The organism is Aliirhizobium smilacinae, from assembly GCF_006335145.1.
Classification (GTDB): domain Bacteria; phylum Pseudomonadota; class Alphaproteobacteria; order Rhizobiales; family Rhizobiaceae; genus Neorhizobium; species Neorhizobium smilacinae.
In genome coordinates, this window is sequence record NZ_VDMN01000001.1 from 20,899 (window position 1) to 38,573 (window position 17,675).

A 17,675-nucleotide genomic window follows, 5' to 3' on the forward strand; every position below is an offset into this window, starting at 1 on the left:
GACGGCCATGCCGACCGCTGATCGGTCCGGGCCAAACAGGATCTGAACAATGAGAAATTCTCCGTGGTTGGTGGGAAGTTATATCTTCATCATCATCATCGGCATTCTGGTGGCGCTGCCGAATGTCATCCCGCAGTCCACACTGGACCGTATGCCCTCTTGGCTTCCCCATAGCCGCGTCGCGCTTGGTCTCGACCTTCGTGGCGGATCGCATCTTGTGCTCGAAGTCGATCGCGCCGATCTGATCAACGAGCGCATCCAGAGCCTGACGCTGGATACACGTCGCGTTCTGCGCGACAAGAACATCAACACCTCGGCCATCCGCCGCGCCGGTGATGCGATCCTCGTCACGCTGCGCGATCCCGCCCAGCGCGATCAGGCGGTCACCGAACTGCAGACGTTGTCGAACCCTGTCGGTCTCGGTTCGGTCGGCAGCTCGGATCTTTCGATCACCACCCCGAGCGAGAACTCGATTTCGATCGCCCAGACGGAAGCCGGGATCAACTCCCACATCACCGCGGCCGTCGAGCAGAGCCTTGAAATCATCCGTCAGCGCGTCGACCAGGTTGGCGTTGCCGAACCGACGATCCAGCGCGTCGGCTCCGATCGTGTTCTCGTTCAGCTTCCGGGCGAGCAGGATCCGTCGCGCCTGCGCCAGCTTCTCGGCTCGACCGCCAAGATGAGCTTCCACCTTCTCGGCAACCCGGGCGAACCGGGCGTCACCATGATTGCCGACGAGCGTGGCCAGCAATATCCGGTTCTCGACCGCGTCGAGCTTTCCGGCGATCGCCTGACCGATGCACGCGCCGCCTTCGAGCAGCAGACGCAGCAGCCGATCGTGTCCTTCCGTTTCGACAGCGCCGGTGCGACCCGTTTCGCGCAGATCACCACCGCCAATGTCGGTCGTCCGTTTGCCATCGTACTCGATAACAAGGTTCTGAGTGCACCGGTCATCCAGACGCCGATCACCGGCGGTTCCGGCCAGATTTCCGGCAGTTTCACGCCTCAGGAAACGACGACTCTCGCAGCCCTGCTGCGCGCAGGCTCGCTCCCTGCCAAGCTTACCGTTATCGAAGAACGTACCGTCGGCGCCGATCTTGGTTCCGATGCCATCGAAATGGGCATTTTCACCGGCTTTCTCGGCTTCGTGCTCGTCGTCGGCTTTATGTTCTTCCTCTATGGCTTCTGGGGCATTCTCGCCAACACCGCGCTGCTCATCAACGTCATCCTGACCTTCGCTGGGCTGACGCTAATCGGATCGACGCTGACACTGCCCGGCATCGCCGGTGTCGTGCTCGGTATCGGCCTCGCGGTTGACGCCAACGTTCTGATCAACGAGCGCATCAAGGAAGAAACCCGCAAGGGCAAGAGCGCCTTTGCAGCGATCGATGCGGGCTTTGCCCGCGCCTATTCGACCATCGTCGACTCCAACGTCACCGCCCTTATCGCCACCGTGCTTCTGTTCTGGTTCGGCTCCGGTCCGGTGCGTGGCTTTGCCGTCACCATGGGCCTCGGCATCATGATCTCGATGTTCACCGCCGTTTCGGTCGTGCGCGTCGCCATGATCGCCATCACCGCCCGCCGCAAGCTGAAGAAGATCGAAATCAAGCCGCTTCTGCCGATCAATCTGGTTCCGGACGGAACGAAGATTCGCTTCATGCGTGGCCGCTTCGTCGGCATTGGCGTTTCTGTCGTTCTTTCGATTGCCTCGATCTTCCTGTTCTTCAAGCCTGGCCTGAACTACGGCGTCGATTTCCGTGGCGGCATCCAGATGGAAGTCGTGACCCAGAACGAAGCCGATCTTGCTGCCTTCCGTTCCGGTCTCAGCGAACTTGGATTCGGCGAAGTTGGCTTGCAGGAATTCGGTGCGCATAACCGCGTCCTCGTTCGTGTCGAGCGTCAAGAAGGTGGTGAACAAGCACAGACCGTCGCCGTCGAAAAACTGAAGGCAGAAGTCTCCAAGATCGATCCGACCGCCAAGGTGGAACGGACCGAAGTCGTCGGGCCGAAGGTTTCGGGCGAGCTTGCCGTTGCAGGCTTCCTGTCGCTCTTCCTCGCCTCGATCGCGATGATGATCTACATCTGGGTGCGCTTCGAATGGCCGTTCGCGGTTGGCGCGATCGTCACCCTGGTCCTCGACATCACAAAGACCGTCGGCTTTTTCGCGATTACCGGGCTTGACTTCAACCTCACAGCCATCGCCGCCGTGCTGACGCTTGTCGGTTACTCGGTGAACGACAAGGTCGTGGTCTACGACCGCATGCGCGAAAACATGCGTATCTACAAGAAGATGCCGCTGCGCGAACTGATCGACCTGTCGATCAACGAGACGCTTGCTCGAAGCCTCTACACGTCTGCGACCGCGTTCCTGTGCATGTTGCCGATGGCGATCTGGGGCGGCAGCGCCGTGTCGAGCTTCGCCATCCCGATGGTCTTCGGTATTGCCGTAGCGGCACTTTCGTCGGTCTTCATCGCAGCCCCGATCCTGCTCTTCCTCGGCGACTGGCGCACCCGTCACCGGGCGCAGAAGCCGGCTGAAGAGGTTACGGAAGACACCAAGGGCATCAGCAAGGCCTGATCCGGGCGCATGCAGAATTACCAAGGGGCGGATCGAAATCCGCCCCTTTTTCTTTTTTACTTTCGCTGCAAGGGTGCCTGACTTCATGGCTTTCGACCTGGCCGCCTATGCGGGGCTTTTCTCCGCTGCCCTTATTGCCGCGACGATCCTCCCGCTGCAGTCGGAAGCGATCCTCGTGGGCCTCATCCTGACCGGCGACTATTCCATCGTGGCGCTGCTGCTGACGGCGTCCGTCGGCAATACTCTGGGCGGCGCAGTGAATTGGATTCTGGGTCGTGGCGTGGAGCGGTTCAAGGACCGGCGCTGGTTTCCGGTCAAACCCGCACAGCTTGAAAAGGCGCAGCGCTGGTACAGGCGATACGGAAAATGGTCGCTTCTGTTCAGCTGGCTGCCGATCGGCGGCGATGCGCTGACGGTTGTAGCAGGTGTCTTGCGCGAACCGCTACCCACCTTCCTTGTTCTGGTCTTCATCGGCAAGGCGGCACGTTATTGTGTGCTGGCCTGGGTTACTCTGCACCTGAGCTGAAGTCGAAAGGCCGACGCCTGGAAATTCGATAAACCGCTGCCGGCGGAATATTGCGCACCGTGCCGCCGACACGCACCGCCTTCAGCCCCAACCTGTCGAGAATCCGACGTGGTACGGGGCAGCGCGGGCCATAGGTGAACTGATAAAGCGATGCGCCGGGTCGCAGGTAGGTGAACACGCCCGCCAGGATCGCCGTCTGTTTTCGGGGCGACATCGAAAGCAACGGCAGGCCGCTGACCGCCGCACCGGCGGAAGGCTCATCGAAAAGTCGCGCCTTGCGAAGTCTTGCTGCATCCATCTGCAGCACACGGGCAGTCGGAAAACGTCGCTTCAGCCTAGGCAGAAATTCGTCGCCATATTCGATGAGTGTCAGGTCATTTTCCGCAACACCGCGGGCCAGTAGCGAACGGGTGAAAACACCGGTACCTGGTCCAAGCTCGATGACCGGCCCGGCAGAGGCATCGATTTCCTGCGTCATCAAACGGGCAAGTGTTTCTCCCGATGCGGCTACCGCTCCGACACGCAAGGGATTGCTTATCCAGGAGCGCAGAAAGTGCCAGATATCGGAAAGCTGCGCGTCCGCAAATCCGGCGTCGGCCACGATGACATCCGAACCTTCGGCCATTGTGGCGCTTCGGCAGTGAGAACGTAACCAGCGCATCGACAACATCTCCGTCCAGGGGCTCGCGCGTCACAAGTGGTGAGTCCAGCTTGTGAGCGCAATGACCGTCGCAAATTGTTGCGAAATGATGGCCGATGGAACAATGCGCGGGCTGCAGCCATTAAAGCGTTCGAAATTGACACATGCGGAGGAAGCCGACGATGCAAAGCAAGGTCGAACCGGTTGGCGCGGGAGAAGAACGCGAAGGCGAGCTGAAGCGGGTCATGGGACCCGGCTTGCTGCTTCTCTTCATCGTCGGCGATATTCTGGGTACCGGCATCTATGCGCTGACCGGACAGGTGGCTGCCGAAGTCGGAGGCGTCGTCTGGCTACCGTTTCTCGTTGCCTTCATCGTCGCTCTGCTGACGGCCTGCAGCTATCTCGAACTGGTCACGAAATATCCGAGAGCAGCCGGCGCCGCACTCTACACCCACAAGGCTTTCGGCATCCACTTCGTGACGTTTCTGGTCGCCTTCGCAGTCATGTCCTCGGGCATCACCTCAGCGGCGACAGCGTCACGCGCCTTTGCCGCCAATTTCTCGACCTCTCTCGGGCTGGATCTCGGCGCTTTTGGCGTACCGCTGATCGCCGTCGGCTTTATCGCCCTCGTTGCTGCGATCAATTTCCGGGGCGTCGGCGAGAGCGTCAAGATGAACGTTGTTCTGACCGTCGTCGAACTGACCGGCCTGTTGATGATCATCGGCATTGGTCTTTGGGCGATCGCCGGTGGGCAGGGTGACGTGTCGCGCGCATGGACGTTCTCGGCCCCTGAAGGCGGCGGTTCGTTCTGGCCGGTGGTTGCCGCAACCACCCTCGCCTTTTTCGCCATGGTCGGCTTCGAAGACTCCGTCAACATGGCTGAGGAATGCAAGAAACCGAGCAAGATATTTCCCAAGGTTTTGCTCGGCGGACTTGCGATCACCGGCGTGATCTACATCCTCGTCGCGATCTCCGCCATCACACTGGTCCCGGCCGCTGAACTCGGTGAAGGCGATACGCCGCTCCTGAAGGTCATTCAGGCCGGCGCTCCCGGTTTCCCGATCGGCATTTTCGCTGTCATCACCATGTTCGCAGTAGCAAACTCTGCTCTCATCAACATGATGATGGCAAGCCGCCTGCTCTACGGCATGAGCCGCGAAGGCGTGCTGCCCCTGGCTCTGGGCAAGGTTCACGCCTCACGCCGCACCCCATACGTGGCGATCATCTTCACCTCGCTGCTGGCGGTGGCGCTGATCCTGTTCGCCGGCGGCGTGAAGGAACTCGGCGGCACAACGGCGCTGCTGCTGCTCTGCGTCTTCGCTATCGTCAACGTGGCGGTGCTGGTCCTGCGGAAAGACAAGGTTGACCACAAGCACTTCCGTGCCCCGACAATCCTGCCGATGCTGGGCGCAATCACCTGCGCCTTTCTGGCCGGCCCATGGACCGGACGCGATCCCGTGCAATACGTGATCGCCGGTTGCCTGCTGGTACTGGGCGCGGTGCTTTGGCTTGCCACGGTGCAGTTCATGCGCACCGCCAACCAGTCGGCGTGAGCAGGGTTATCTAAGCTTGATCGAAAGACGGCCGTCGTCCGCAACATGCGGGGCGACGGCTCTGTAATCGGCGATACGATATTGTCCGCCTTCGACCGGGTGGCTGTGGGTGGCAGTGATGACCATGACCTCCGCCCCGGCCGACTCGCCTGCCTGAATGCCCGCCGGTACGTCTTCAAACACCAGGACGTCATTCGGGCTGAAACCGAGGCGTTCGGCACCGAGACGGTAGCCCTGCGGGTTTGGTTTGCCGATGGTGACGTCTTCCGCCGATACGAGATATTTCGGCACCGGAATACCGGCTGCGGCAAGCCTCGCCTTGGCAAGTTCCAGCGGCGACGATGTAACGATCGCCCAGCGCTCGACAGGCAGTTTCTTCAGGAATTCCGCTGCGCCGCCAAGTGGGACGACCCCTTCCACATCATCGATCTCGCCCCGCAGGATTTTTTCCGCTTCGACTGTCGGATCGACACCGGGCAGGTTGAGATCGGTAATGGTATCGATGCCGCGACGGCCATGCATCGTCGGCAGGAATTTCTCCACATCGAGCCCCATTCCTTCCGCCCATTTGCCCCAGACACGCTCTGCGGCGGCTGTCGAGCTCAGGATCGTGCCATCCATATCGAACAGGAAAGCGGCATAGTCACGCGATGGCAGGACGGGATTTTCAGAAGACAATGGAATTCCTATCGAATTGATTGGCGAGCGGTGAGTAAGTCATGACTATCCCGCGGGGATGACAGGCGCAAACCTTCAGGTGATTTTTTCTGCCGGCACGATACATTTGCCGCGGGATCGAAACAGGAGGAAAATTTGACACATCCATCCGTAAGACATCCGGACCTCGAAGGCCGTGGCATCCTTGTCACCGGCGGCGGATCCGGAATCGGTGCAGCACTCGTCGAAGGGTTCGTGAAACAAGGTGCGAAGGTCGCCTTCATCGATATCGCCGAAGAGTCGAGTCGCGCGCTTGTCGCGCAGTTGGCAAAGGGTGCCGTCCACGAGCCTCTATTCATCCGGGCGGATCTCTCCAGCGTTGACAAAACCCAGGCGGCTGTCCGCCAGGCTGCGGAGCAGCTCGGCTCGTTATCCGTACTGGTCAACAATGCCGGATGGGATGACAGGCATGGACTTGAGGATGTAACGGAAGCCTACTGGGACAAAAGCCAGGCAATCAACCTGAAGCAGATGTTCTTCGTTTCCCAGGCAGCCGTTCCCTATCTGAAGCAGGCGGGTGGAGGGTCGATCGTCAATTTCTCGTCGATCTCATATCTGCTCAATATGGGGGATTATCCGAGTTACACCACAGCAAAAGCCGGCATCATCGGCCTGACGAAGGGACTGGCCGGAAAGCTTGGTCCTGACGGCATCCGGGTGAACGCGATCCTGCCGGGAATGATCATCACCGAAAGACAGAAACGCCTGTGGCTGACGGATGAAAGCATCGCCGCGATGATCGGTCGGCAGTGCCTGAAACGCACTCTTTACACCACCGACCTCGTCGGCCCCTGCCTCTTCCTGGCTTCGGATGCGTCCGCTGCGATGACGGCTCAGACGCTGGTCATCGATGGCGGAGCGCTCTGAAATAAAATGCCGCGCGGACGGAGAGAGATGTCCGCGCGGCCGTGCACCTTACTCTGCCGGGGAGACAGCAGGTGCAACCTCGGTATCGTGATGGCGCAGCGGACGGTTACCCGTCAGAAGCCGAGCCAGCACGTAGAAGACGGGCGTCATGAAGATGCCGAAGAAGGTGACGCCGATCATGCCGGAGAAGACGGCAATACCCATGGCGGCGCGCATTTCGGCACCCGCACCGGTGGAGATCACCAGCGGCACGACACCCATGATGAACGCCATCGACGTCATCAGGATCGGACGCAGGCGCAATCGGCTAGCCTCCACGGCCGCTGCGAGCGGCTTGCGTCCGGCAAGTTCGAGTTCACGGGCGAACTCGACGATCAGGATGGCATTTTTCGCCGATAGCCCCACCAACACCACCAGCCCTATCTGGGTGAAGATGTTGTTGTCGCCTCCCGTCAGCCAGACGCCGGTCATTGCCGCCAACACGCCCATAGGTACGATCAGGACGATCGCGATCGGCAGTGTCAGGCTTTCATACTGGGCAGCAAGCACGAGGTAGACGAGCAGCAGCGCCAGCGGGAAGACGATGATGCTTGAATTGCCCGCAAGGATCTGCTGGTAGGTCAGGTCCGTCCACTCGAAGTCGATACCCGAAGGCAGCGTCTCGGCCAGGATCTTGGTGATCGCGGCCTCCGCCTGTCCCGACGAATAGCCCGGTGCCGGAGCGCCGTTGATATCCGCCGAAAGGAAGCCGTTGTAACGGGTCGTCCGTTCAGGTCCTGCCGATGCATCGACCTTCAGGAGCGCCGAAAGAGGGATCATCTCGCCAGACTGCGAACGAACCTTCAGCTGGCCGATATCCTCGGCCTTGGCGCGATATTGCGCATCCGCCTGGACACGGACGCTGTAGGTGCGGCCGAAGGCGTTGAAGTCGTTCACATAGAGCGAACCGAGATAGATCTGCAGCGTCTCGAACACGTCGGTGACCGAAACCCCAAGCTGTTCCGCACGTGCGCGGTCCAGATCGGCATAAAGCTGCGGCACGTTGATCTGGAAGCTGGAGAATACGCCCGTCAGTTCCGGAGCCTGGGCCGCCTTGGCCATTACGGCCTTGGTTGCTTCGTCGAGGGCCTCGTAGCCGTAGCCGGCCCGATCCTCGATCTGCAATTTGAAGCCACCCGTCGTGCCGAGACCGTTGACCGGTGGCGGCGGGAACATGGCGATGAACGCATCCTGGATACCGGCGAACTTCTGGTTCAGCGCCATGGCTATGGCACCGCCCGAAAGTTCCGGCGTCGTACGCTTGTCGAAGTCGTCAAGCACGGCAAACACGATGCCCGAGTTCGAGCCGATGGTGAAACCATTGATCGACAGGCCCGGGAAGGCGATCGCATGTTCGACGCCCGGCTGTTCCATGGCGATGTCGCTCATCCGCTTGATCACGTCTTCCGTCCGGTCGAGTGTCGCGCCGTCGGGAAGCTGTGCAAAGCCGATCAGATACTGCTTGTCCTGCGCCGGGACGAAACCGCCCGGCACCGCATTGAACATGCCGTAGGTGGCGCCGACCAGTGCCAGATAGATTACCATGACGATGCTCTTGCGGGACAGGAGCCCACCGACGCTGCGACCGTAGCCGTTTGCGGCGGCACCAAAGCCACGGTTGAAGCCACGGAAGAACCAGCCGAACGCCTTGTCCATTCCCCGCGTCAGCCAATCCTTCGGCGCATGATGATCCTTCAAGAGAAGGGCCGCCAGAGCCGGCGACAGCGTCAGCGAGTTGATCGCCGAGATAACCGTCGAGATGGCGATGGTCAGTGCGAACTGGCGATAGAACTGGCCGGACAGGCCGGTAATGAAGGCCAGCGGTACGAAGACCGCGACGAGCACGAGCGCAATCGCCACGATAGGACCGGAGACTTCGCGCATCGCCTTGTAGGTGGCATCACGCGGAGAAAGCCCGTTCTCGATGTTTCGCTCGACATTCTCCACCACCACGATCGCATCGTCGACCACGATACCGATCGCCAGCACGAGGCCGAACAAGGTCAGCGCGTTGATCGAGAAGCCGAAGGCGTACATGACCGCAAACGTGCCGATGACCGAGACCGGAACCGCGATCAGCGGAATGATCGAGGCACGCCAGGTCTGCAGGAAGATGATGACGACGAGAACGACCAGCGCAATGGCTTCGAGAAGCGTATCGAGCACCTTCTCGATCGACGAGCGCACGAACTTGGTCGTGTCATAGACGATCTCGTATTTGACGCCTTCCGGCATCGCCTTCTGCAGCTCGTCCATGGTGGAGCGAACCTGGTCGGCAATCTCGATCGCATTCGAACCGGGAGCCTGCAGCACCGGGATCGCCACGGCCGGCTGGCCGTCGAGAAGCGAACGCAGCGTATAGTCGGCAGCGCCGAGTTCGATACGGGCAACGTCGCGCAGGCGGGTGATTTCACCGTTGGCGCCTGTCTTGACGATGATATTGCCGAACTCTTCAGGTGTCGTCAGGCGGCCTTGCGCGTTGACGTTCAATTGCAGGTCGACGCCCTTGAGCGATGGCGATGCGCCGATGATGCCGGCTGCCGCCTGCACGTTCTGGCCGCGGATCGCATCGGTGATATCGCTGGCGGCCAGCGACAGGGCTGCCGCCTTCTGCGGATCGATCCAGATGCGCATCGAATAATCGCCGGCGCCAAAAATCTGCACCTGGCCGACGCCTTCGATACGGGCCAGACGGTCCTTGATGTTGAGCGTCGCATAGTTGCGCAGATAGGTCAGATCATAACGGTCGCTGTCAGAGACAAGATTGACCACCATGATGAAGTCGGGCGAGCTTTTCACCGTCGTGATGCCGAGTGCGCGCACTTCCGTCGGCAGGCGGGGTTCCGCCTGGCTGACACGGTTCTGCACCAGTTGTTGCGCCTTGTCGGGGTCGGTGCCGAGCTTGAACGTCACTGTCAGCGTCATAACGCCGTCGGACGTCGCCTGACTGGACATGTAGAGCATGTCCTCGACGCCGTTGATCTGCTCTTCAAGCGGCGTTGCAACGGTTTCGGCGATGACCTTGGGGTTGGCGCCGGGATAGGTCGCCTTCACCACCACGGATGGCGGCACAACGTTCGGATATTCCGAGATCGGCAGCGCACGCAGCCCCAGCAGGCCGGCAACGACGATGAGGACGGACAGGACCCCGGCAAACACCGGTCGGTCGATAAAGAAGCGGGAAATGTTCATGTGTAGAGCCCTCTCTCCTGGGCGATGTCCAGGGCATAAGCTGCCCCTGCGCCCGCAGCGCAGTGCCGCGGGCGATCGTTTGGTTCAGTATGGGAAAGGCCGAAACTCCGGCCCGGTTGTTACTTCGCGGCGATCTTCGCTTCGTCCTGCGGATCGACCGTTGCGCCGGGGCGCACGCGCTGCAATCCGTTGACGATGATGCGATCGCCGGCGTTGAGGCCCTTTTCGACAATCCTCATGCCGCCGATGGCGTCACCCAGTTCGACCGGGCGGTAGGCGACGGTATTCTTGCCATCGACCACCAGCACGAACTTCTTGTCCTGGTCGTTGCCGAGCGCCCGTTCGCTGACCACAAGGCGATCCACAGGTTCAGGTTCGCCCATGCGGACCCGGACGAACTGGCCGGGGATCAGCCTGCCGCCGGGATTACCGAATACCGCCCTCACCCGGATCGTGCCGGTGCCGGCATTCACCTGGTTGTCGATCAGCTGCAGATGGCCCTTGATCGGCTCGGAACCTGGAGCAAGCGTGGCGATCTCGACAGGCACCTGATTGATGGCAGGCTGACCGTCCGCGAGCGGCAGTTCAGCCAAGGTCCGTGTTACCAGCTGTTCGTCGGCATCGAAGCTTGCGTAGATCGGATCGGCCGAGACCAGGGTTGTCAGCGGAGTCGACAATGACCCGCCGGCGACCAGATTGCCCACCGTAACCTCGATCTTGCCCACACGTCCGGCAATCGGAGCGCGGATCTCCGTGTAACCGAGATTGATTTCCGCGACCCTCAGCGCGGCCTTGGCCGACTGAAGATTGGCCTTGGCTTCGCGTTGGGTGCTCTGCCTCTGGGCAAGATCGCTCTGCGAGATCGTATTGCGCGACAAAAGGGTATTGCCCCGCTCAAGCTCGGTTTCGGCGAAAGAAAGCTTCGCTTCGGCCGAGGCGACCAGACCTTCCGATTCGGCAACGGCCGCCATGAAAGGTTCCGGATCGATCGTCACCAGAAGGTCACCGGCCTTGACCAGGCCGCCTTCACGGAAATGCACCGATTGTACGGCACCGGCGACGCGCGGACGGACATCGACGCGATCGACGGCTTCGAGACGGCCGGAGAACTCCTGCCATGTGCCGATGCGGCGTGGCTGGATGGTTGCCACGGTCACCGGTATGGCCGGCGGAGCCGCAGATTCCGCCGGGGACGCCGCATTGGCGCCCTGAGGCATGTCGAGATAGAATGCTGCGCCTGCGATAAGCACAGATGTAGTGAGGCCGGCGCCCAGCAGGGCCCAGCGGGTCGATTTCGCTGTCATTGTGAACTCCATCAGCCTTGGGGAGGGCTGTTATCGTTTCTCGGAACTTTCGATAAATGCGGGCAGAAATTGCAGGCCTTGCTACGTCACCTGACGAACGAAGGCCGAAAACTCTGTGCAGAGCCCGGCTAACCAGGCTCCACCAACACCGTGATACAGGCCCGTCCAGCCGCTGCCGGCGGGCAAGATGCGTTTGGTGACGCTGACCCCTGCCCCGGAAAGCTTGTCGGCATAACCGAGCGCTTCGTCGCGGAGAGGATCGTCATCAGATGTCATCACCAGAGCCGGTGCGACACCCGATAATCTCGAACACAGACACGGAGCCGCGTAAGGATGCTGCATCGAACAGGCTGAGCCGAGATAATGGCTCCATCCGTCCGACCAGCGCTCACGCATGCCGATTTCGTCGGCGCCACGGATCGAGGCCGATGTCATCATCGGATCGATCATCGGCGAAAGCAGGACCTGGCCGGAAAGCCGGCCCGGCATCTGGTCTCTTGCCTTCAGCGCCGCACCAGCCGCGACATTGCCGCCAGCCTCGTCGCCGGCGATCAACAGGGGTGACTTGCCCTTACCGAAGTCGTTCAGCTTCTTGCTGAGGCCGTAAAGCGCCAGAAAGGCGCATTCCATCGCCTTCGGGAACACATTCCCCGACACGCTGCCGTAATCAGCCTCCACGACGACCGCACCTGCGTCTTCGAGTGCGCGGATCACCGGCCGCTCGCCATTGTCATCGGCGGGCGTCTGAAATGCATCGCCCTTGAGATAAAGAACGATCGGCGGCTTGCCGCCCTGGATATTGCCCTTGTGAATGCGCACGGGAATAGAAGCCTTCCAAGGCCCATCGATTTCCAATGTTTCCCAACGCTGTGACATGGCAATTTCCAGAGTTTCAGCCACGGGTCTTGCGGCGAATTCGTATTCAGATATTATTGTTCGGGATCGCAAGCGCAATACGCTCCGATCGGCAACACTTTTCCAAATTCATGGATAATCGCATTACAAGGAGAATGCCATGGATCAGCTGTCGGCAATGCGCGTCTTCGTCAGGGTCGTCGAGACCGGGAATTTCACCCGCGCAGCCACGACGCTCGACATCCCGAAGACCACCGTGACCAACATGGTGCAGGCGCTCGAAGCGCATCTGCAGACCACATTGCTCAACCGCACGACGCGGCGCGTCATGGTGACGACTGACGGCGCTCTCTATTACGAGCGGGCGACCCAGATATTGGCGGACGTGGCAGAACTGGATGGTAGCCTGTCGAATTCCCAGACCCAGCCCAGCGGCCGGGTCCGTCTGGAAATGGCGGGCGCTTTTGCCGATCTGCTCATCATCCCGCATCTCTGCGAATTCAACGAACGCTATCCGCTGATCAAGCTCGATATCGGTGTCGGCGACAGGCTTGTCGATTACATCGCCGAGAACGTCGATTGCGCGCTGCGCGGCGGCACGCCGACGGACCAGTCGCTGATCGTCCGGAAAGTCGGAGAGATCGGCATGCATGCCTATGCCTCGCCGCTTTATCTGGAGCGAATGGGGAAACCGGAGCACCCGAACGACCTGAATGACGGCCACCGTTGCGTCGGTTACCTGCAGGCACCGTCAGGCCGGATCATGCAGATGAAATTCTGCAGAGGTGACGAAGAGATCGAGATCGATCCGAACTACATCGTTTCGGTCAACGATGCCCGTTCCTATCTCGATGCCGCCATCGCAGGCGCCGGGCTGGCGCAGGTGCCGCGCTTCATGGCCCAAAAGCCCGTGCAGGAGGGCAAGCTCGTACCGATCCTGACGGATTGGACCTGCGAGAGTTTTCCGCTCTACATCGTCTACCCGCAGACCCGCCACCTCAGCAACAAGGTACGCGTCGTGGTGGACTGGCTGGCCAAACGCGTACAGACACTGAAGGTAGAGGAAAACCGGCAGCTGATGCGGGAAGCGAGCTAAGCCCGCGAGGTCTTGACCGTATGGCGACAGGCAAGCTTTGTGCGGTCCACTGTCGAATGGCTGGTCGCTGTTCGCGAATGGCGGGCCGTTCCACGGGAGAATATGTATCCAATTGGGCGAAACGTAAATCAACCGTTGCGTGACTTCCGGTCGTAAGGCCGCATCGTAAGGTGATCACATCGTTCACCTGGAAAACACGATGCGGCACACGTCTACACTTATCTCTACGATGCTCCTCGCGCCGCTCCTATCCGCCTGTGGTCACCCCGTTGGCGTCATGGAACCCGTCTCGATTTCGCCCACCTCGACCCGGCCGACGCAGATTGAGATGCTTGTCGCCACGACACGCCAGCCGTCAGGTGATCCAAAAACACTGTTCAATGGCGAGCGAAGCCCGAAGCCATTTTTGACGGAGGTAGCCGTCTCCATTCCCGCGAAGCGCGACAGCGGAACCGTACAGTGGCCCAAAAAGCTGCCGCCTGATCCGGTGACGGATTTCGCCGTCACGAAAGTCAAACAGGTCGCCACTCTTCAGGAGGGGCGGTCATGGTTCCGCCAGCATCTCGAAGGAGGCCACGCGCTCGTTTTCGTTCACGGCTTCAACAACCGCTATGAGGATAGTGTTTTTCGGCTGGCCCAAATCGTTCATGACTCCGACATGAAAGCGACGCCGATCCTTTTCACATGGCCGTCGCGGGCTAGCCTGTTCGGCTACGAGTACGACAAGGAAAGCACCAACTATTCACGGACGGCCCTGGAACAGTCATTGCGGCTGCTCGCACAGGATTCGAACGTGAAGGACATCACGCTGCTGGCGCACTCCATGGGCACCTGGCTTGCGATGGAATCGCTTCGTCAGATGGGTATCCGCGACGGTCGTGTGGCTTCCAAGATCAAGGACGTAATCCTTGCTTCTCCCGATATAGACATCCAAGTCTTTGCCAAGCAGTACGCTGAAATGGGGCAACCAAAGCCGAAATTCACAATCTTTGTTTCGCAGGACGATCGGGCACTGGCGGCGTCAAGCCTGATTACGGGAAGGGTCGCAAGATTGGGCGGCATCGATCCAACGAAGGAGCCCTACAGATCGCGGCTGGAGGCAGCGGGGATAACCGCAATCGATCTTACGAAGGTGAAGACCGGAGACAGGCTTAATCACGGCAAATTCGCCGAAAGCCCGGAGATCGTGCAACTTATCGGGCAGAGATTGATGACCGGTCAGCCGCTCACGGACTCCAACGTCACGCTTGGCGAAGGTCTGACCGCTGTCGTCGGCGGCACCGTGGAGACGATTGGCACCGTTGCGGCGACCGCTGCTGCCGCGCCTGTGACAATTCTGGAAAACAAACCGAAACCGGAGCCCGGCGATCTCAAGCAGACGCTAGACAGTGGCAGGGACCCGCAGCCCCTCACCCAGTAAACGTGCCGTTCAGGCGCGATGTTACACACGATGTAACCGTTGCGTACTTCTATTTACCCGTCGTCTTCGGAAAAGCTTGCCGTCGGCTTCCGGCAGTCCGCCGAGTGCTTTCACGAACCTGGGAGTTTCCAACTCGGGTATTCCTGCGAAACAAGGAGAACGCGATGACGTACGACCACGACAAGAGCAGGAGGCGTTAATGACCAGCCTTCCGGAAAGAATTCTCAGAAGTGCCGCAGCCGTCGGAATCGCGTTCGCAAGCACCGCATTGGTTCCGCTGCAGGTCCAAGCGCAGACTGCCGCAACAACGGCGGCTCCGGCCGCGGACACAGCTTCCAAACCGAATATTCTGGTGATCTTCGGTGACGACATAGGACAGACCAATATCAGTGCCTATTCATTCGGCGTGGTTGGCTACAAGACCCCGAACATCGACAGCATCGCAAAGGCGGGCCTGATGTTCACCGACTACTATGCCGAGAATTCCTGTACGGCAGGCCGCTCGACATTCATCACTGGTCAGACTTGCCTTCGGACGGGTCTCTGCAAAGTGGGCGCTCCCGGCGCTCCGGTCGGGCTGCAGCCGGGCGACATCACCATCGCTCAGGCACTGAAGCCGCTGGGCTATGCAACCGGACAGTTCGGCAAGAACCATCTGGGCGACCGCGACGAATATCTTCCAACCAACCACGGCTTCGACGAGTTCTTCGGCAACCTCTATCACCTGAATGCGGAGGAAGAACCGGAAGCTCCTTATTGGCCGAAGGACGATCGGGAATTCTTGAAGGCATACAACCCGCGCGGCGTCGTAAAGGCTTCTGCAGACGGCAAGATCGAGGATACAGGCCCGCTGACCAAAAAGCGGATGGAAACGATCGATGATGAGACAACGGCCGCAGCTATCGACTTCATCGGTCGGCAGGCCAAGGCAAAAAAGCCTTTCTTCACCTGGATGAACACGACGCGTATGCATCTGTTCACGCACGTAAGGGAATCGATGCGCGGCCAGAGCGGCATGATTGGAAACGAGTATGCCGACGGCATGATCGAGCATGACGGCGATGTCGGGAAACTGCTGAAAGCACTCGATGACCTCGGCATCGCAGACAACACGATCGTGGTCTACACGACCGACAACGGCCCGAACCAGTTCTCCTGGCCGGACGCGGCAACAACGCCGTTCCGATCCGAGAAGGACACCAATTGGGAGGGCGCCTTCCGCGTGCCCGCGATGGTCAAGTGGCCGGGACATATAGCACCCGGACAAATTTCCAATCAGATGGTCTCAGGTCTCGACTGGTTCCCGACATTGCTTGCGGCGGCTGGAGACACGGACGTCAAGACAAGACTTCTGAACGGATGGCAGCCTTCCGGAAGCGGCACGACGTTCAAGAATCACCTCGATGGCTACAACCAGCTCGATTACATCACCGGTAAGACCGACAAGAGCGCCCGGCCTGATTTTTACTACTTTGACGATGACGGAGATCTCGTCGCAACCCGTTACGACGATTGGAAGGTCGTGTTCAAGGAGCAGCCTGCGCCCGGCGGTTTCGCAGTGTGGCGGACGCCGCTCGTGACCTGGCGCATTCCGAAGCTCTTCAATCTGCGCATGGACCCTTATGAAAGGGCGGATATCGTTTCCGATCAGTACAACGATTTCCTGACCCGCAACGACTACCTTTTGGTCAAGGGGCAGTTGCAAGGCGCGGCGTTCCTCGAGTCGTTCGTCAAGTTCCCCCCCAGTCAGCGGGTCGCCAGCTTCAATATCGAAGGCGTGCGCGCCCAGGTGGACAAGGCGGTCGACCAGTCCTTCAGGGACCGCGGGATCGAGAAGTAGCATGCCTGGAAGGATGCGCACCGTTAAGGCAGCGGTGCGCATCGGCTGCTGATCATATGAGGCATCCATGAAAGCTCGCGACGACATTCTCGATCTCGGCAGGCGCATCGGCCAGTCGATCATCGGCCAGGACACCATGGTCGAGCGACTTCTGCTGGGACTTTTGTCGAACGGCCATCTGCTTGTCGAGGGCCTGCCGGGGCTTGCCAAGACGCGAGCCATCAAGAGCCTGGCGAAGAACCTCGATTCCGAATTGTCACGCGTCCAGTTCACACCCGACCTGCTGCCCGCCGATATTACCGGCTCGGAAATCTACTTTTCCGAGGGCGGAAAGGGCGAGTTCAAGTTTCAGCAGGGACCGATCTTCGCCAACCTGATCCTCGCGGACGAGATCAACCGCGCTCCCGCCAAGGTGCAGTCAGCGCTGCTGGAAGCGATGGAAGAGCGGCAAGTTACAGTCGGCGGCAAGAGCTATCCGCTTCCACCGCTGTTCATGGTCATGGCGACACAGAACCCCATAGAGCAGGAAGGCACCTATCCGCTTCCGGAAGCGCAGCTTGACCGTTTCATGATGCATATCGAGGTCGGCTATCCGGATGAAAAATCCGAAGCGGCGATCATGCGGCTCAACCGGGATGAGGAGAAGGCATCGCATGGCAGTTCCCAATCACCCGACGTTGCAAGGCTTAACCCGCAAGCGGTGTTCGATGCCCGCGAGGGAATCGGCGCTGTCACCGTGTCCGATCCGGTCGAGAAATACATGGTGGCCCTGGTATTCGCTACGCGCTACCCCGACCGTTATGACAAGGACCTGGCCAAGCTGCTGCAGGTCGGCGTCAGTCCGCGCGGGGTGATTGGCCTCGATAAGGTTTCGCGTTCCTATGCGTGGCTCAAGGGTCGCGACTATGTCACGCCGGGCGATGTGAAGGCGATCGTCAACGACGTCTTCCGTCACAGGTTGATCCTTTCCTACGAGGCGCACGCTTCGAACACGCCCCCCGATCAGGTGATCGATCGGATTACCGAACTCGTCGCCGTGTCTTGAGAG

At 60.1% G+C, this 17,675-nt stretch carries 13 protein-coding genes; 8 read left to right on the forward strand and 5 right to left on the reverse strand.

Annotated elements, in window-relative coordinates; genetic code table 11:
* Positions 1–49 precede the first annotated feature (49 nt).
* Together secD and FHP24_RS00115 are read left to right on the forward strand one after the other, a co-directional pair.
* Positions 50–2,578 (forward strand): protein translocase subunit SecD, encoded by a 2,529-nt coding sequence (gene secD, locus FHP24_RS00110; RefSeq protein WP_139671161.1) that lies wholly within the window; start codon positions 50–52, stop codon positions 2,576–2,578.
* 85 nt (positions 2,579–2,663) lie between these two features.
* On the forward strand, positions 2,664–3,104 hold the full coding sequence (locus tag FHP24_RS00115; protein WP_139671164.1) for a YqaA family protein: 441 nt from the start codon (positions 2,664–2,666) through the stop codon (positions 3,102–3,104).
* On the opposite strand, the gene FHP24_RS00120 is transcribed toward FHP24_RS00115, so the two are convergent.
* Positions 3,085–3,729 (reverse strand): class I SAM-dependent methyltransferase, encoded by a 645-nt coding sequence (locus tag FHP24_RS00120; RefSeq protein WP_139671167.1) that lies wholly within the window; start codon positions 3,727–3,729, stop codon positions 3,085–3,087. The two genes, FHP24_RS00115 and FHP24_RS00120, sit on opposite strands and share 20 nt — an antisense overlap.
* 197 nt (positions 3,730–3,926) lie before the next feature.
* On the opposite strand from FHP24_RS00120, the gene FHP24_RS00125 reads away from it, so the two are divergent.
* Positions 3,927–5,297: an APC family permease gene (locus FHP24_RS00125; RefSeq protein WP_139671170.1), complete on the forward strand. Its 1,371-nt coding sequence runs from the start codon at positions 3,927–3,929 to the stop codon at positions 5,295–5,297.
* A 6-nt stretch (positions 5,298–5,303) separates the two neighbouring features.
* On the opposite strand, the gene FHP24_RS00130 is transcribed toward FHP24_RS00125, so the two are convergent.
* Complete coding sequence (locus FHP24_RS00130) at positions 5,304–5,918, reverse strand: HAD-IA family hydrolase (protein WP_139676044.1); 615 nt, start codon at positions 5,916–5,918, stop codon at positions 5,304–5,306.
* 192 nt (positions 5,919–6,110) lie between these two features.
* Between FHP24_RS00130 and FHP24_RS00135 the strand changes: the two genes are divergently transcribed.
* Positions 6,111–6,881 carry an SDR family NAD(P)-dependent oxidoreductase gene (locus FHP24_RS00135; RefSeq protein ID WP_139671173.1) on the forward strand — a complete coding sequence of 257 codons (771 nt, stop codon included), beginning with the start codon at positions 6,111–6,113 and terminating at the stop codon, positions 6,879–6,881.
* A gap of 48 nt (positions 6,882–6,929) precedes the next feature.
* Here FHP24_RS00135 and FHP24_RS00140 read toward each other — a convergent pair whose 3' ends face one another.
* The 3 genes from FHP24_RS00140 to FHP24_RS00150 form a co-directional block, all read right to left on the reverse strand.
* Positions 6,930–10,112 carry an efflux RND transporter permease subunit gene (locus FHP24_RS00140; RefSeq protein WP_139671176.1) on the reverse strand — a complete coding sequence of 1,061 codons (3,183 nt, stop codon included), beginning with the start codon at positions 10,110–10,112 and terminating at the stop codon, positions 6,930–6,932.
* A 119-nt stretch (positions 10,113–10,231) separates the two neighbouring features.
* A complete protein-coding gene (locus tag FHP24_RS00145) occupies positions 10,232–11,416 on the reverse strand; it encodes an efflux RND transporter periplasmic adaptor subunit (protein ID WP_139671179.1) in 1,185 nt (394 codons plus the stop codon).
* Between the two features lie 81 nt (positions 11,417–11,497).
* Positions 11,498–12,292: an alpha/beta hydrolase fold domain-containing protein gene (locus FHP24_RS00150; protein WP_139671182.1), complete on the reverse strand. Its 795-nt coding sequence runs from the start codon at positions 12,290–12,292 to the stop codon at positions 11,498–11,500.
* A 139-nt stretch (positions 12,293–12,431) separates the two neighbouring features.
* Between FHP24_RS00150 and FHP24_RS00155 the strand changes: the two genes are divergently transcribed.
* The 4 genes from FHP24_RS00155 to FHP24_RS00170 all read left to right on the forward strand — a co-directional run bounded on the left by FHP24_RS00155 (position 12,432) and on the right by FHP24_RS00170 (position 17,672).
* Positions 12,432–13,367 carry a LysR family transcriptional regulator gene (locus FHP24_RS00155; protein ID WP_139671185.1) on the forward strand — a complete coding sequence of 312 codons (936 nt, stop codon included), beginning with the start codon at positions 12,432–12,434 and terminating at the stop codon, positions 13,365–13,367.
* 199 nt (positions 13,368–13,566) lie between these two features.
* Entirely contained in the window at positions 13,567–14,787 is a 1,221-nt protein-coding gene (locus FHP24_RS00160; protein ID WP_180355839.1) for an alpha/beta hydrolase, read from the forward strand.
* Positions 14,788–14,986: 199 nt separating this feature from the next.
* Positions 14,987–16,627: an arylsulfatase gene (locus FHP24_RS00165; protein ID WP_139671188.1), complete on the forward strand. Its 1,641-nt coding sequence runs from the start codon at positions 14,987–14,989 to the stop codon at positions 16,625–16,627.
* 67 nt (positions 16,628–16,694) lie between these two features.
* Positions 16,695–17,672, forward strand: a complete 978-nt coding sequence (locus FHP24_RS00170) for an AAA family ATPase (protein WP_139671191.1) — start codon at positions 16,695–16,697, stop codon at positions 17,670–17,672.
* Positions 17,673–17,675 lie beyond the last annotated feature (3 nt).

Excerpts from the sequence above, each read along its gene's own strand:
- secD (WP_139671161.1), top strand. The coding sequence starts at position 50 with ATGAGAAATTCTCCGTGGTTGGTGGGAAGTTATATCTTCATCATCATC.
- FHP24_RS00115 (WP_139671164.1), top strand. The coding sequence starts at position 2,664 with ATGGCTTTCGACCTGGCCGCCTATGCGGGGCTTTTCTCCGCTGCCCTT.
- FHP24_RS00120 (WP_139671167.1), bottom strand. The coding sequence starts at position 3,729 with ATGGCCGAAGGTTCGGATGTCATCGTGGCCGACGCCGGATTTGCGGAC.
- FHP24_RS00125 (WP_139671170.1), top strand. The coding sequence starts at position 3,927 with ATGCAAAGCAAGGTCGAACCGGTTGGCGCGGGAGAAGAACGCGAAGGC.
- FHP24_RS00130 (WP_139676044.1), bottom strand. The coding sequence starts at position 5,918 with ATGGATGGCACGATCCTGAGCTCGACAGCCGCCGCAGAGCGTGTCTGG.
- FHP24_RS00140 (WP_139671176.1), bottom strand. The coding sequence starts at position 10,112 with ATGAACATTTCCCGCTTCTTTATCGACCGACCGGTGTTTGCCGGGGTC.
- FHP24_RS00145 (WP_139671179.1), bottom strand. The coding sequence starts at position 11,416 with ATGACAGCGAAATCGACCCGCTGGGCCCTGCTGGGCGCCGGCCTCACT.
- FHP24_RS00150 (WP_139671182.1), bottom strand. The coding sequence starts at position 12,292 with ATGTCACAGCGTTGGGAAACATTGGAAATCGATGGGCCTTGGAAGGCT.
- FHP24_RS00155 (WP_139671185.1), top strand. The coding sequence starts at position 12,432 with ATGGATCAGCTGTCGGCAATGCGCGTCTTCGTCAGGGTCGTCGAGACC.
- FHP24_RS00160 (WP_180355839.1), top strand. The coding sequence starts at position 13,567 with ATGCGGCACACGTCTACACTTATCTCTACGATGCTCCTCGCGCCGCTC.
- FHP24_RS00165 (WP_139671188.1), top strand. The coding sequence starts at position 14,987 with ATGACCAGCCTTCCGGAAAGAATTCTCAGAAGTGCCGCAGCCGTCGGA.
- FHP24_RS00170 (WP_139671191.1), top strand. The coding sequence starts at position 16,695 with ATGAAAGCTCGCGACGACATTCTCGATCTCGGCAGGCGCATCGGCCAG.